The following is a 13,977-nucleotide window of genomic DNA, read 5'->3' on the forward strand; positions in this document are numbered from 1 at the left end:
GCGAAGGCCCGGGACTACCGTTTATGCCCAATGGCATCTCTAGAAATACGCCTCCTGGGCGGATTCGAACTGGGAAGGCAGGGCCGGGTACTCGACCCCCTGGCCCTCAGGGCTGCCCGCTCGCTCTTTGCGTTCCTGGTGCTCAATCGGGAACGCCCCCACACGCGGGACCTGCTCGCCGGGACCTTCTGGCCCGACTTCGACGATTCCCGCGCCCGGCGCCGCCTCAGCCAGGCGCTGTGGCAGATCGGCACCATCATCGGGGACGAGTCGGGCGAGCGCTACCTGATCGGCACTCCGGACACCGTTCGCTTCAACCCCGCTGCCGACTTCATCCTCGATGTCGAAGTGTTCGAGCGCCGTCTCGATGAGGCTGCGCGGGCGGAATCTCGCCAGGACGAGGCCGAGGCACTCCAGGCCGCGGTCGACGTCTATCGGGGGGATTTCCTTGCCGGCTTCTACGACGATTGGCTGCTCCCCGAGCAGGACCGACTCCACAGCCGCTTCCTTGCCGCGCTCGAACGCTTGGCCGAACTCGCCCAGGCGCGCGGTGATTTCGAAGTGGCCCTCGTCATGGCTCGGCGGGTGGCCCAGGAGGACGAGTTCGACGAGGAATCCCACCGACGGGTCATGCGGCTGGCGGTTCTCCTCGGCCGGCACAACGAGGCGATACGGCAGTTCGAAGAGTGCCGACGCATCCTCGCGGAGGAACTCGGAAGTTCGCCGTCGCCCGAGACCCTCGAACTGTATGAAGCGACTTTGGCGGATCGCGAGACCGGCGGGCGCCCCCTGCCCGCCCATGACGAATCACCGCTCTTCGACGAGACCGACCACACCCCTTTCGTCGGGCGCGATTCCGAGCGTTCGCGGCTCGCCCAGCGACTCGACGAGGTACTGGACGGCAAGGGCGGGCTGGTGCTGGTGGAGGGAGAGTCGGGAGTCGGCAAGACCCGCTTGCTCGCCGAAGTGGTCACCGACGCCGGATGGCGGGGGATGGACGTCCTCTGGGGACGCTCGGCTCCCAGCGGTGGCCGACCATTCGCCCCGCTCTCGGAGGCATTGAATGGGGTGACCGGGCTCCGGCTGCGGCAGCTGGCAAGCAGGCTGCCGCCGATCTGGGCCGAGACTCTCGCCCCCCTGGTGCCGGCCATTGGGACCTCGGCTCCCTCCGTCGAGCCCGAAGGGGCAGTCCGACGGGCCGACGAGCAGGCCCGAATGCGCGAGGCGATCACCGAGGCCTTCCGCGCCCTGGCCTCCCTCAGCCCGACGCTGGTTGTGCTGGAAGATGTCCACTGGGCAGACGACGACACGATCCAGGCCCTCACTCACATCGCCGGCCGCATCGCCTCGGACCGCATTCTCTTCGCCGTCTCCTACCGGCACGGCGAAGCCCGGGAACGAACGGATGTCTGGGATCTCCTCCGATCCCTCGACCGGATGCCTCACTGCGAGCGCGTTTCGCTGGCCCCGCTGTCTCCCGCCCAAACCGAGGAACTCATTCGGCACAGCCTGGGCCGGGCGGAGGTGAGCGGCGACTTTTCGGAGAGTCTCCATCGCGATACCGGGGGCATCCCTCTGTTCATCGTCGAGACCCTGCGCGCCCTCTACGAGCGCGATGCTCTCGATGAGGCCGAAGCTCCCACAGAGGCCCAGCCTCCCACCAGGGACCGGATCCCGGTCACTCCGCGGGTCCACACCCTCATCCGCCACCGTCTCGACAGTCTCGACCCGCTTTCGCGACGCACGCTGGAGTTGGTCGCCGCCCACGACGGGGTACTGCTGCTGGAGGAGATCGTCGACGCCTCCGACCTCGATGACGACGCCACACTCGCCTCGGTCGACGATCTCGTCCGAAGGCGATTCCTCTCGGGCCGAGGCCGCGACTACTCCCTGGGCCACGAACTCATGCGCCGCGTCGTATACGACGACTTGCCGTTGTCGCGGCGTCTGGACGTGCACCGGCGGGTGGCGACGGGGATCGAGGCCCACAGGCCCGAGGAGGTGGAGGTACTCGCTCACCACTTCACCACCGCGCGGATGCCCGATCGGGCGGCTGAGTACCTCGACCGCGCTGCCCGGCGGGCGTTGGCCGTGCATGCCTACGACACCGCCGCCCTTCACCTCGACCGGGCCTCGCTCGCCCTCGACGAGATCGGTGCCCCCAACGAACGCCGCTTTGCCGTAGCGGCCCTCTACGAGGAAGTCCTCGACGTGATGGGACGGCGAGCCGAGCAGGAGGAGGCCCTGCGGCGGCTCGACCGCTTTGCATCACCCGAGCAACGCGGTTTGGTCCACCGGCGGCGCGCATGGTGGCTCTCGCATCAGGATCGCTTCCCCGAAGCGGAACAGGAAGCCCGTTTCGCTCTAACGGCGGCGAAAAGTGCAAACGACGGCGGCCAGATCGTGTCGGCCCTCACCACGCTCGGAATGATCGCCTGCTTCGGTGGTCGCGCTGCGGAGGGCGTTCAGTTCCTCGAGGAAGCCGCAGGCTTCCGCGGGACCGATCGCCGGCAGGAAGCCGATGCGCGCAATGCGCTCGGCCAGAACCTCATCGATCTCCAAAGGTTCGGAGAGGCCGAATCGCAGCTCCTCGCCGCGCTCGCCCTCTACGGGGAGTTGGGAGACCGACGGGGTCAGGCGGAGGTCTTGGGCATGCTCGGAACGCTTCGCATGGAACGCGGGGAGCCCGAGGCAGCCGAGAGCGATTTCGTGAAGGCCATCGAAATCTCGAAGACGATCGGTTACCGCCATGGTGAGGCCGTCTATGAGATGAACCTCGGCATCCTCTACGTGATCACCAATCGGCTCGGCTCCGCCCTCGACTCGTTCGAGTCGGCAGCGAACACCTACGAGTCGATGGGCAACCGGCGCGGACGAGCACTCGTGCAATCGAACGCGGCATGGATGCGTCACAGTCGACTGGGTGAGGACGATCGGGCCCGCGACAGCATCGACCAGGCGCTTGAGGTCTACAGGGAGATTGGGGACCTTAGAGGTGAGGCTCAATGCCTCGGCATGATGGGCAGCATCGAAGCAAGGGCCGGGGCGACCGAAGCTGCCTGGAAACTCTTCGAATCAGCGGTCGAACAGGCCGAGGAAGTCCAGGATAAGTGGCTTGCGGCTCAAATCCTGCGCGAATACGCAAGCTCAAAACTAGCCGCCGGCCAGTCTGAATCGGCCCTGGACCATGCGCGTCGTGCAGAAAGAATCTGTCGCGAGATCGGCATGGACGACCTACTGATTGGAGTGCTTGGCCTTCAGGGCCGCATCCTGTTGGACCTTGGCCGAATTGAAGAGGCGTACAAGGTGACCGAAGCTGCAACGTCGGCCATGAGGCCCGGAATTGAACTAGCTCATCTCATCCACCACGCCCACGGCCTCGCGCTCCATTCGGTCGGTGAGCATGCTCGAAGCCAACGTGAGTTCGAGCGGGCGTATGAAGTGTTGATGGAGATCGTATCCGACCTCACCCCGGAGGATCGGCAACTCGCACTTGAGACGGTGCCCGAACACGGGATGATCGTGGAGTGGTGGCTATCGAAGCGCCCCATCGTCGAACAGTTTGCTATCGCTTCGGCAGAAGCACCCACGGGTCGGCCCCTCCGCGCCGACGAATTCGTCGACGTGGATTGGACGGTCAGTGAGCCGGGCGACCAGGACATTCCGGACAAAGTTGAGCGGCGCCACCACCGCATCCACCGGTTGCTGGCAGAGGCGGCCGACCGGGGCGCCGCGCCGACGGTCGGGGACCTGGCGAAAGCACTTTCCACCAGCGAGGCCACGATCCGACGGGACCTGGTGGCGATACGGAGTTCAGGCGCCACCATCGCCACCCGCGGTAGTCGAAACAATGCTTTGAGCACTTGAGCGCGGAGTCGCTGGTCCACTAGCCGATCGGCTTTAGATACGGCCGAGAGATGCCGAATTCATCCTCCTGACTACGCACTCGTTGCAGGAGGACAAATCGATGCGCAAGCGTCTCGCAGTTCTGGCATTGACCGTTGGCACATTCATGGCACTTTGGGCTCAGCCCGCTCTGGCCATTCTTCGCCCTGGCCACCCATAACTCGAAGAATTCCGTCGCCCCTCTGGGGCAGGCGGCTAGCCGCGACGGAGGGTGAATCCAGAGCACCCGAGTCGTGACAACCTAGGCCGGGACGTACGCCCAACGGGGACTCCGGCCACCCCAAATGGATGATCCCCGGCTTGCCGGGGATCATCCATGTCCGGGTGTGCCCCAGCCTCCACCCCCGGGCGTCAAGACCCGCACCCGATCGCCGGACTCGACGTCGAGTGTCACCTTGCCGGGAAGGCGATCCGTGCCACCACCTCGACGCAGTAGCCAGTCCTCACCGGTTGCCCCCGGCTCACCACCAGCAAGGCCCCACGGTCGGTTCCGCCGCCGCTCGCCGATTAGCGACAAGGTGGCCGGCTCGCGGAACTCGATCTCGCGCACGATGCCCTCGCCCCCCCGATGACGACCGTCTCCACCCGAGCCGCGGCGGAGGCCGGTCGCGGTGACCCGGAACGGATAGTGCGTCTCGAGTGCCTCGATCGGGGTGTTCCTCGTGTTCGTCATCCCGGTGTGGATTCCCGACTGCCCCGCCCGAAACGGAGGGGCCCCTTCGCCACCGGCCACCGTCTCGTAATACACGGTGCCGCCACTGCCGATGAGGATGTTGTTCATGGTGCCTTGCGACGCCGCCGGCACGCGGTGTGGCGCCGCCTGCGCCAGCGCACCCAGCAGCACGTCGGCGATGCGCTGGCTCGTCTCCACGTTGCCCGCCGCGACGGCAACCGGCGGCAAGGCCCCGACCAGGCTCCCGGGCTCGACGATCAGATCGAGCGGTCGATAGCACCCTCCGTTCGCAGGAATCGTCGGGTCGGTGGCCACCCGGACCGCGTAGTAGAGGCACGACCGGGTGACCGCCTCGACGGCGTTGATGTTCCCCTCGATCTGGGCGTCGGTGCCGCTGAAGTCGGCGACCAGGCGATCGGCGTCGATGCCGACGGTCACCCGGATCACGATGTCCTCGTCACCCCATTCCATGAGGTCCTCGAACGAGTACGACCCGTCGCGCAGATCTCGGAGGGCGGCGCGCATCCGGCCTTCGCCATACCCCAGGAGATCCGCCGTCACCCTGTCGAACGTCTGTCGGTAATGACCCGCGGCCTCCAGCAGCCGGATCGCCCCTGCCTCGTTGGCGCCGAGTTGCGCCCACAGGTCGCCCAGCCGCTCGTCGGGTGTCCGCGTGGCACCTAGAAATCCGCTGAGGAAACCGTCGTCCCAGGCACCGTCGACATAAGCAACGGTTGGTGGCACGACGTGGCCCTCCTGCTCGAGCCGGGTGGCGGTCGCCGGCATCGAGCCGGGGGCGTCGCCACCGACGTCGGCGTGATGGGCACGATTGGCCACCCAACCAATAAGCCGACCATCTCGATGGACCGGCCTCACGAGGGTCAGGTCGTTGAGGTGGGTGCCGCCATGGAAGGGATCGTTCACCGCAAACTGCAGACCCGGGTCGGGATCCAGACCAAACGCCTCGATCACCGCGGCCACAGATGCCGGCATCGAACCCAGGTGCACGGGAATGTGTTCGGCCTGGGCGAGCATCTCTCCGTCAGCCACGAAGGTCGCTGCCGAGCAATCGGCCCTCTCTTTGATGTTCGGCGAATAGGCGGTGCGCCGCAGCACGGCGCCCATCTCGTCGGCGACGGATGCGAAGCGGTTCCTCGCCACCTCGAGCGTCACCGCGTCGGTCGTCACCATGACAGCTCCAAAGCACCCGACTCATGGACGACCACGCGTTCCCCGACCCTGACGAAAGTGGTCGCCTCGGACTCCTCGATCACGGCCGGTCCAATGATCTCTGACCCCGGGGCCAACGACGGCCGCCACCACACCGAGGCGATCACTTCGCCGGCATCGGTCAAAACCTGTCGTGTTCCCCGGGCCGGATCCCCAGGCTCCACGCGATGAGGGACCTCAGCCCAAGTGAGCGCTGGGTTTCCGGTCGCCTCGGCCCGGATCGTCACCAACTCGATGGGATCGTCGGGGTGGGCGAAGCCGTTGCGCTGCAGGTGGGCTTCATGGAATCGCTGCGAAAGGATGTCCCACCCCTCGCCGGAACGGTACGGCACGGACGTCTCGTGTGACTGGCCCCGGTAGCGCACGTCCATCACGAGATCGACCGTCGTGGCATCCGGCATTGCTCGGACCGCCTCACTCGTGACGGCGCGCGTTGGCCCTTCCAGGTCTGCCCCGCCTTGCAGGAGCACGCTCCGAGCCGCATCAGCGCGGGGCGGGGCGAGCAACATGCCGAACGCCGAGAACACACCGGCGTGAGCAGGGATGATCACGCTCGCCATCCCGAGCCGCCGGGCCAGCGCCGAGGCATGAAGCCCGCCGGCGCCACCAAAAGCCACCAGCACCGACCCGCGGGGATCGACACCCTGTTCCACGGAGACCGAGCGGATGGCCCTCTCCATGTGCGATTCGACCACCGCCACCACCCCCAACGCGGTGTCCGCCACCCCGAGACCGACAGAATCTCCGAGTCGCCGTAACGCCGACCCGGCGGCGCGGGAGTCGAGGCGAAGGCTGCCTCCGAGTTGAACATCCGCCCCGATCATGCCGAGCACCAGGTCGGCGTCGGTGACCGCGGCTTCGAGGCCGCCACGGCCATACGACGCGGGACCAGGCTCCGCGCCGGCGCTCCTGGGTCCGACCCGGAGTGCGCCACCCGGATCGGCCCATCCAACGCTTCCCCCGCCCGCGCCGACGGTGTGGATCGCCACCGAAGGCATCCGGCACGGCATCCCATCGATCGACCGCTCATAACCGACCTCAGGGCGTCCGTTCTCGATCCGGCAGACATCGGTGGAGGTGCCGCCCATGTCGAATGAAACGACGGTATTCCTGCCGAGCGCCGTCCCCAGCGCGCCAGCGGCAACTGCGCCGCCCGCCGGGCCCGAGAGGATGATCGAGGCGGGCAGCGCCGCCGCCGCCTCGAGGGAAATCAGCCCGCCCGAGCTCCTCATCACCGAAGGCGACCCGATGACACCGACCGCGCCGACCACTTCCCCGAGCCGTCTGAGGTAGTCGGCCACGACCGGAGTCAGGTAGGCGTTGAGGAGGGTCGTCGACGCCCGCTCGAACTCACGAAACTCGGCAACCACTTGACTCGACAGAGACACCGGCACGCCGGGCAGCCTGGCGTGGAGAGCCCGCGCCACCGTCGCCTCGCGGTCGCGGTGAGCGAACGAGTACAAGAGCGATACCGCAACCGCCTCGGGCGCTGCTGCGGCGACCGCGTCGCAGAGCCGCGCCAGGTCATCCGCGCCAACGGTTCCCGGGTCGTCGGGCCACCCCCGGCCACCGAACCCGAAGCGGAGCTCAGGCGTTGCGATCGGTTCGGGACGCACCCGAGTGATGTCGTAGAGGGACGGTCGGTCCTGGCGCCCGATCTCGATGAGATCTTCGAAGCCGGCATCCGTGACCAGCGCGGTTTTTGCCCCCCGCCGTTGGAGCACCGCGTTGGTTGCCGCGGTCGTTCCGTGGACGAGTCGTGTTCCATCCGAGGCAAAACGGTCCAGTGCCTCCACAACCCCCGCGCTCTGATCGGGGGTCGTCGGCACCTTGCCGGTGGTGAGGTCAGTGCCGTTCCACACCACGATGTCGGTGAATGTTCCGCCCACATCGATGGCGGCGTGCATCATGCGCTCCCGGAGTTCAGGCCCGGCTCCCCAACTATCGTGCCAGTGCGCACGACCCCGGAGTTGCCATGCCTGTAAGCGTCAGCCAGACCCCCAATCCCAACGCGTTGAAGTTCACGGTGGGCGCCGACTTTCCGTCTCCCAAGAGTTTCGCCGCCGGGCAGGCGACCGATGACCCGGTGGCGGCGCCGATCATCGCCATCCCCGGAGTGACCAGCGTGTTCATGTCCGCCGACTTCGTGACGGTGAGCAAGTCTCCCGACGCGTACTGGGACGAGATCGCTCCAGCGGTGAGCGAGATCCTCGAAGCGCACTACGGCTGAGCCGAACACCAGAGCGAGGGTAGGGTGGCGTCGCTGCGCTCCGCCCGCAATTCGCAATTCGCAATCCGCTGGTTGCCATCAGCCCTCGATGGACACGGCCATGGGCCAGCGGTTGCCGACTGCGTCGGCGACGGTGATCACCACTCGCCAACCGTCGACGGTTTCGTGGGAGGACACCACCCTCGGTTCCGATCCCCACAGCGAGGCTGCCTCGACGGCTTCGTCCACGACGGCTCGGGGTGCCTCGACGCCCCCCTCGGGCCACGGGTCCGGTTCCGGGCCGGCGGGTAGCCGGGCGGGAGCAGGAAGATCGAGAACGGTGGTGCCCCCTTCCTCCGACACGGCCACCAGCACTTCGACAGCCCGCACCGGCTGGCGGGAGAACCCTCGATCCGGTGGGGCGCCGAGCATCCGGAACGCCACCGCCACCCGATAGGTCCCGTCGCCGGCCTCCTCCACATTGAAAGCCCGAGCCCATTCGACATAGGAGATCCCCTCGCCATCGTCCTGCGGGAACGGCGGCAATGGCCCCGCCGGCAGAGCCGCCCGCACATCGGCCGACCCGTTTGGCTCGAAATCAGAAGTGAAGTAGTCAGTGACAAACCACTCCGCCCGGGCAATAGCCGCCCGTGCGTCGGGGTCGGGAGGGTCGGCCATGAGATCGGCCTCCGAATACAGCGGAAGCTCGGGTATCTCGGGAAGCGAGGTGACGGCGGCCTCTCCGGCCACCACCGTCGTACCGGGCACGACGGTTACGGGAACGCTTGCCGGCGCCCACCACGATCGAGCGACCAGGATCCCGAGAACCATCGATCCGAGAGCCCCCGCCACCAGGTAGAGGCTCCGGCGTCTCCGATCTTCGGGTTCGGCCGCTGCCATCAGGTCGGCCCACGGCACATGCTCCAACTCTTCTCTCTCGGGCATCAGGGCACCTCATATGGAATCGGACCGGCACCGGGCAGTACCGGGATCGGGAGGATCGATGCGCTCCGGCTCCACATCTCACGCTCGAACAGCAGCGCGAGACGCACCGGAGGTGGTGACAGCGCCGCTCGCGCTGGACCCGCGTGCAGCATCAGCATCAGCAGACCGGCAAGGGCGATACGAGCCGTGGGGAAGCCGGCACGCCGCAGAACAACGGCGATAGGCACACGCGGAAGGTATGCGACTCGGGGACGAGGTTCAAGGGGGATGTAAAGCTGGCCACCGCTCCGGCTCCAACCACAGCCAGACCGGCCAACCCAGGTTTGCCCCGTTCCGGCTGGGGCTGTGGCTGGAGCGGGAGCCGCCCCGACTAATCCTTGATCAACTCGAGAAACTCCGCTCTCGAACTTGGGTTCTGGCGGAAACCTCCGCGCATGGCGGAGGTGACCATCGACGAGCCTTGCTTTTGGACGCCTCGCATCAGCATGCAGAAGTGGCTGCCCTCCATCACCACTGCCACGCCATGGGGATGCAGCACGTCCTCGATGGCGTCGGCGATCTGGTTGGTGAGCCGCTCCTGAACCTGCAAGCGGCGTCCGAACAGGTCGATGATGCGGGCGATCTTGCTCAGCCCGATGATCTTCTTGTTCGGCATGTAGGCGACGTGCGCCTTGCCGAAGAAGGGCAACAGGTGGTGTTCGCAGAGCGAGTAGAACTCGACATCCTTCACCAACACCATCTCGTCGGCGTCGCTCTCGAACACGGCGCTGTTGACCACTTCGTCGAGCGTGGTCGAGTAGCCGCTCGTGAGGAAGTCGAGCGCCTTTGCCACCCGAAGCGGAGTTCGTAGCAGACCCTCCCGATGGGAGTCCTCACCGAGCCGCTCGAGGATCGCCTTCACATGCCCTTCGATCTCGGCGTCGTACACCTCGTCGCGGGAGGCCTCCATCTCGAGCTCGGTCGCATACCGGTCGTGGACCAACGGGTTCTTTGTCATAATCGACTCGATTCGCTCTCGCATCGGCCGGGCGATCGCCTCGAGGGTGTCGCCATCGGTCCCATACTCCCAGGAAGGGGCGACATCGGCTGCAGGAACCGCCAGATGGGCGTGCTCGGCGATCGTGGGATCGGGAATCAGCGTCCCCTCGATCTCGCCCGAGAAGCCCTCGAACAGCACCACGTCGAGGTCGATGACCCTGGGCGCGAACGGTTCCCCGGTGCGACGTCGGCCCATCGCGGCCTCGATCGACCGCATGACCCCCCTCAATCCGGCGGGGTCGAGTTCGGTCTCCACCAGAGCGGCCGCGTTGAGGAAGTCGGGCTGACCCTCGGGACCGATTGCGGCGGTCCGATAGATAGGGCTGACCGCCACCACCTCGAATCCGGATTCCCGCTCGAGTCGGTCGAACGCCGCCGGGAGGTTCTGGGCGGCGTCGATGTTGCTGCCAAGCGACACGACCGCTCGGCTCACGCCCCGCCCTCGCGATCACGGGTGATCACCACGCCCACCGACTCGGCGAACCGCAGCGCCCCCGGCTTGTGGACTTCGACCTCCACCTGCTCGATCCGGGAATCGAAGTCGAGGCACAGCGAGGCGATCTCTGCGGCAAGTCGCTCGACCAGCATCGGCTTGCCGGTCTCGACATGTTCGATGATCGCCTTGGTCACCGTCCGGTAATTGATCGCGTCGGCGATGTCATCGCTCGCCGCCGCCGGCCGGGTGTCCACGGAGAGCGTCACGTCGATGATGATGTCCTGAAGGTTCTTTCGCTCCTCCGGATTGATGCCAACGATCCCCCGAACGAGCAACCCCTCGATGACGATGCGGTCCATGGCTTCAATCTACGCGATACGCGATACGCGATACGCGATACGAAGGAACGCGAACCCTGGCCTGGAACGCGCTCTGTCGAATTGCGAATCGCGAATTGCGAATCGCGAATCACGAATTGCGGGCCGAGCGTCCGCGAGGCCTACCTCAGGTGCGCTCCCCCATCCACTCTCAGTATCTCGCCGGTGATGAAGTCGTTGCGGAGGAGGAACAGGACGGCCTCGACCACTGGATCGGTTCCACCGACGTGCTCGACCGGGATCTCGTTGGCCAACTCCTTGAGATACGCCGAGCCCTTGCCGGGCGGGGGAAGAATCGCCCCCAGGGCCACCGCGTTCACCCGGATGCGGGGGGCCAGCGCCTCGGCGGCGCCAACCGTGAAGGTGTCGATACCGCCCTTCGACACTGTGTAGGAGAAGTGATTGCCGTACGGGCGCTGGGTGCGCCAGTCCGTCAGGTTGACCACTGCCCCTTGTCGATCGTCCGGTAGCGCTCGAGCGAACGCCGCGGTCAGGAGAATCGGCGCTCGAAGGTTGACTGCGATCGTGTGATCGAACGTATCCGGCGCGATGTCGAGAATCGTGTCGACAGGAAACCCTGCGGCGCTGTTGATCAGAATCTCGACAGGCGCCAGCTCGGCCGCCCCGGCCATTGCCCGGGCGGCATCGGCCACGAGATCTGCCCTGACCAGCACCACTTGGGCGCCTAATGCTCGGGCTTCCGCCGCGGTGGCCTCGGCTTCACCGGCAGAGGTGTTGTAGTGAAGCACGAGGTTGCAACCCGCTCGAGCGAGTCCGAGGACGATCGCCTTGCCGACCCGCTTCGCCCCGCCGGTGACAAGGGCTGTCTTTCCCTGGAGGTCCATGGCCGGGGAGGGTAATAGCCCGCCTCCGGCGGCCTTCCGCCATCCGCCTTCCGCCTTCCGTAAGAGAGGCCCTGATCCCTACGCCGCATAGTCAAGGTTTCGCCCATCGCCGGGCCGAGCGAAGCGAGGCGTATCGCCGCCCGGCGCGCGCCGGCCCAACTCCAAGACACGACTACCGTTTCGGTCGTGACGAGTGCCGATCCCAGGCATGGCCGTTGGATCCTGCCGCTGATGATTGCGGCGATGGTCGTGCTCACCTACACGTTCGTGAACAACATCGAGCCCGCGGCGAGCCCATCGGGCACGACGCTGGCCGGTGGTTCGACTGTGACCAGCGGTCCCGAGACGTCGACTACAACCCTGCCGCAAGAACTGGCGGCCTTCATGGTCACGGTCGATATTCTCGAGAACCAGGCCATCGAGTACGGAGCAGAGGTCGACCGAATCAACACCGATTGGGACAATCGCGACGCCCAATTTGCCGAGACCCGCACGGCCTTCGTCGATCTCGCTGCCGAGATCGAGGGCTGGGAGACCGATGTCGCCCTGGTGTCCAACATTCCCCCGGTTCTCGCGGCGTCACACGCCGCCCTCCTGGCCGAGGTGTCCGACCTGGCTCCAAAGATGACCGACATCATCGCCGGACTCGACTTTGACGACGACGGGACACTCCGCAGGGCGGCGACCGCAGAATTCCAAGCCGAGATCCAACAGGTTCTCGACGCCATCGAGACGATTCGGGAGACGGCACGCGCCAGCGTGACGCCGACCACCGACGCGGACGCCTAGGGCCGCCCTTCGGACGGCCCGCAATTCGCAATTCGCAATTCGCAATTCGACCGAACAGCCGAACGTTGCGCACGCGATCTCCGTCTCATCCTTGGGCCGAGCGAAGCGAGACCCCTCCGTCGTATCGCGCATCGCGTGTTGCGAATCGCGGGAGGTCGGGTTGGCGGCCGGCTTCGGCCGCTAAACCGACCGACCCCTTAGGATGCGCGGATGCCCCGGCTCCTCGTTGTCATCGCCATCGCCGCGGCAACTCTTGTTCCATCGGGACCATCAGAGGCCTCCAGCACCGGGGTCACCGCGTGGGAACAATGGGTCATCTATGAGATCAATCGGGCCCGCTGGAACCCTGGGCAATACGCCGCGGAGACTGGGATCTCGATCCCCCAACTCGGAGCCCTGCCGCCGCTCGCGCTGAGCCAGCACCTTGACGCCTCGGCGGATTTCAAGGCGATCGAAATGGCGGGAACTCCCTATTTCGCCCACCAACACCCGTTGACCATGGAATGGCCGAACGAACTGGTCCGGAGCCACCTTTTTCCGCTCCCGAGCTTCATTCTCGACAACGCCAACAATGTCGAGGCCATTTGGGGAGGAAGCGGTGGATGGCCCAGCGTCGCCACCTTCCTCGAGTCGCCAAACCATCGCGATGCCCTCTTCGGCGCGTCCGGTCACTGGTGGTGGGAGTCCGTCAATCAGGTCGGGGTCGGTCGGGCCGAGTCGGGCGGGCAACGGCGAGTTGCAGTCCACGTCGCCCGCACCGATCCACTCAAGACCTTCGTGACCGGGGTCGCCTATGCCGATGCGAACGGGAACGGCCGCATGGACCTCAACGAGGGCCTCGCCGGGGTGACGATCACCGTCGGCAACACCACCGCGCTCACCAACGCCGGCGGGGGCTACTCGATCGCGGTACAGCCAGGGACGACGTCGGTGAAGGCATCGGGCCCAGGATTCGCCGGGGCCCCGACCGCCAGCATTCATGTGGACCAATTCAACGTTGGTGTCGACTTCATTTCCGGCGTCCCCACCCCCGAGGTGCGAGCATTTGCCAAGTGCGACGGAGCCCGCCCGACGATCATGGGCACCGCCGCCAGCGAGGCGATCCGTGGCACCTCCGCCGACGACATCATCCATGGCCTCGATGCCAGCGACCGGATCTGGGGATACGCCGGCGACGACACGATCTGCGGTGGGAAGGGCAAGGACCGCCTCCGCGGAGGCTCAGGCAATGACGACCTGTTCGGCGGCAACGGCAAGGACCAACTCTTCGGCGGACTAGGCACCAATCACCTGGACGGCGGAAACGGCACCAAGGACAAGTGCCTCCAAGGCAACAAGGTCCGCTGCGAGGTGTAGGCGCCCGGCAGGCGGCCGCAATTCGCAATTCGCGATACGCAATTCGACAGAAACGCCGGACCTCCGAAACGCCCCCATCGCTCTTTCGTGGCGAGCGAAGCGAGACCTTCCGGCGTATCGCGAATTGCGAATTGCGGGAGGTGGGGGGGGGGGGGGGGGGGGGGGGGGGGGGG

The 13,977-nt window shown here is 66.4% G+C and carries 11 protein-coding genes and 1 pseudogene; 4 read left to right on the plus strand and 8 right to left on the minus strand.

The genetic code is table 11. The features are described 5' to 3' along the window. Positions 1-30: 30 nt before the first annotated feature. Entirely contained in the window at positions 31-3,867 is a 3,837-nt protein-coding gene (locus tag WD184_02680) for an AAA family ATPase (protein ID MEX0825652.1), read from the plus strand. A gap of 349 nt (positions 3,868-4,216) precedes the next feature. Here the strand turns inward: WD184_02680 and WD184_02685 are convergent, their stop codons facing one another. Beyond that, entirely contained in the window at positions 4,217-5,770 is a 1,554-nt protein-coding gene (locus WD184_02685; GenBank protein ID MEX0825653.1) for a hydantoinase B/oxoprolinase family protein, read from the minus strand. Beyond that, positions 5,764-7,719: a hydantoinase/oxoprolinase family protein gene (locus tag WD184_02690; protein ID MEX0825654.1), complete on the minus strand. Its 1,956-nt coding sequence runs from the start codon at positions 7,717-7,719 to the stop codon at positions 5,764-5,766. The genes WD184_02685 and WD184_02690 overlap by 7 nt, the downstream gene beginning before the upstream one ends. A 65-nt stretch (positions 7,720-7,784) precedes the next feature. On the opposite strand from WD184_02690, the gene WD184_02695 reads away from it, so the two are divergent. Further along, positions 7,785-8,039 carry a NifU N-terminal domain-containing protein gene (locus WD184_02695; protein MEX0825655.1) on the plus strand — a complete coding sequence of 85 codons (255 nt, stop codon included), beginning with the start codon at positions 7,785-7,787 and terminating at the stop codon, positions 8,037-8,039. Between the two features lie 78 nt (positions 8,040-8,117). Here the strand turns inward: WD184_02695 and WD184_02700 are convergent, their stop codons facing one another. The 6 genes and pseudogenes from WD184_02700 to WD184_02725 all read right to left on the minus strand — a co-directional run bounded on the left by WD184_02700 (position 8,118) and on the right by WD184_02725 (position 11,659). Beyond that, on the minus strand, positions 8,118-8,963 hold the full coding sequence (locus WD184_02700) for a hypothetical protein (protein ID MEX0825656.1): 846 nt from the start codon (positions 8,961-8,963) through the stop codon (positions 8,118-8,120). Further along, positions 8,963-9,190 (minus strand): hypothetical protein, encoded by a 228-nt coding sequence (locus WD184_02705; protein ID MEX0825657.1) that lies wholly within the window; start codon positions 9,188-9,190, stop codon positions 8,963-8,965. Before WD184_02705 ends, WD184_02700 begins: the two co-directional genes overlap by 1 nt. Before the next feature lie 143 nt (positions 9,191-9,333). Next, complete coding sequence (folE, locus tag WD184_02710; protein ID MEX0825658.1) at positions 9,334-9,912, minus strand: GTP cyclohydrolase I FolE; 579 nt, start codon at positions 9,910-9,912, stop codon at positions 9,334-9,336. Positions 9,913-10,047: 135 nt separating this feature from the next. Next, positions 10,048-10,434: pseudogene (gene folK, locus WD184_02715) on the minus strand (2-amino-4-hydroxy-6-hydroxymethyldihydropteridine diphosphokinase). Further along, positions 10,431-10,796 (minus strand): dihydroneopterin aldolase, encoded by a 366-nt coding sequence (folB, locus tag WD184_02720; protein MEX0825659.1) that lies wholly within the window; start codon positions 10,794-10,796, stop codon positions 10,431-10,433. Before folB ends, folK begins: the two are co-directional and overlap by 4 nt. A gap of 140 nt (positions 10,797-10,936) precedes the next feature. After that, a complete protein-coding gene (locus WD184_02725) occupies positions 10,937-11,659 on the minus strand; it encodes an SDR family oxidoreductase (GenBank protein ID MEX0825660.1) in 723 nt (240 codons plus the stop codon). A 186-nt stretch (positions 11,660-11,845) separates the two neighbouring features. Between WD184_02725 and WD184_02730 the strand changes: the two genes are divergently transcribed. Then, positions 11,846-12,448 (plus strand): hypothetical protein, encoded by a 603-nt coding sequence (locus WD184_02730; protein MEX0825661.1) that lies wholly within the window; start codon positions 11,846-11,848, stop codon positions 12,446-12,448. A 210-nt stretch (positions 12,449-12,658) separates the two neighbouring features. Further along, positions 12,659-13,804, plus strand: a complete 1,146-nt coding sequence (locus WD184_02735) for a hypothetical protein (protein ID MEX0825662.1) — start codon at positions 12,659-12,661, stop codon at positions 13,802-13,804. Positions 13,805-13,977 lie beyond the last annotated feature (173 nt).

Source organism: Acidimicrobiia bacterium, from assembly GCA_040878325.1.
Lineage (GTDB): Bacteria > Actinomycetota > Acidimicrobiia > Spongiisociales > UBA11373 > JAUYIV01.

What these genes read in the sequence shown, in the direction of transcription:
- WD184_02680 (MEX0825652.1), top strand. Translation starts at nt 31, where the DNA reads ATGGCATCTCTAGAAATACGCCTCCTGGGCGGATTCGAACTGGGAAGG.
- WD184_02700 (MEX0825656.1), bottom strand. Translation starts at nt 8,963, where the DNA reads ATGCCCGAGAGAGAAGAGTTGGAGCATGTGCCGTGGGCCGACCTGATG.
- WD184_02685 (MEX0825653.1), bottom strand. Translation starts at nt 5,770, where the DNA reads ATGGTGACGACCGACGCGGTGACGCTCGAGGTGGCGAGGAACCGCTTC.
- WD184_02690 (MEX0825654.1), bottom strand. Translation starts at nt 7,719, where the DNA reads ATGATGCACGCCGCCATCGATGTGGGCGGAACATTCACCGACATCGTG.
- WD184_02725 (MEX0825660.1), bottom strand. Translation starts at nt 11,659, where the DNA reads ATGGACCTCCAGGGAAAGACAGCCCTTGTCACCGGCGGGGCGAAGCGG.
- WD184_02695 (MEX0825655.1), top strand. Translation starts at nt 7,785, where the DNA reads ATGCCTGTAAGCGTCAGCCAGACCCCCAATCCCAACGCGTTGAAGTTC.
- folB (MEX0825659.1), bottom strand. Translation starts at nt 10,796, where the DNA reads ATGGACCGCATCGTCATCGAGGGGTTGCTCGTTCGGGGGATCGTTGGC.
- folE (MEX0825658.1), bottom strand. Translation starts at nt 9,912, where the DNA reads ATGGAGGCCTCCCGCGACGAGGTGTACGACGCCGAGATCGAAGGGCAT.
- WD184_02735 (MEX0825662.1), top strand. Translation starts at nt 12,659, where the DNA reads ATGCCCCGGCTCCTCGTTGTCATCGCCATCGCCGCGGCAACTCTTGTT.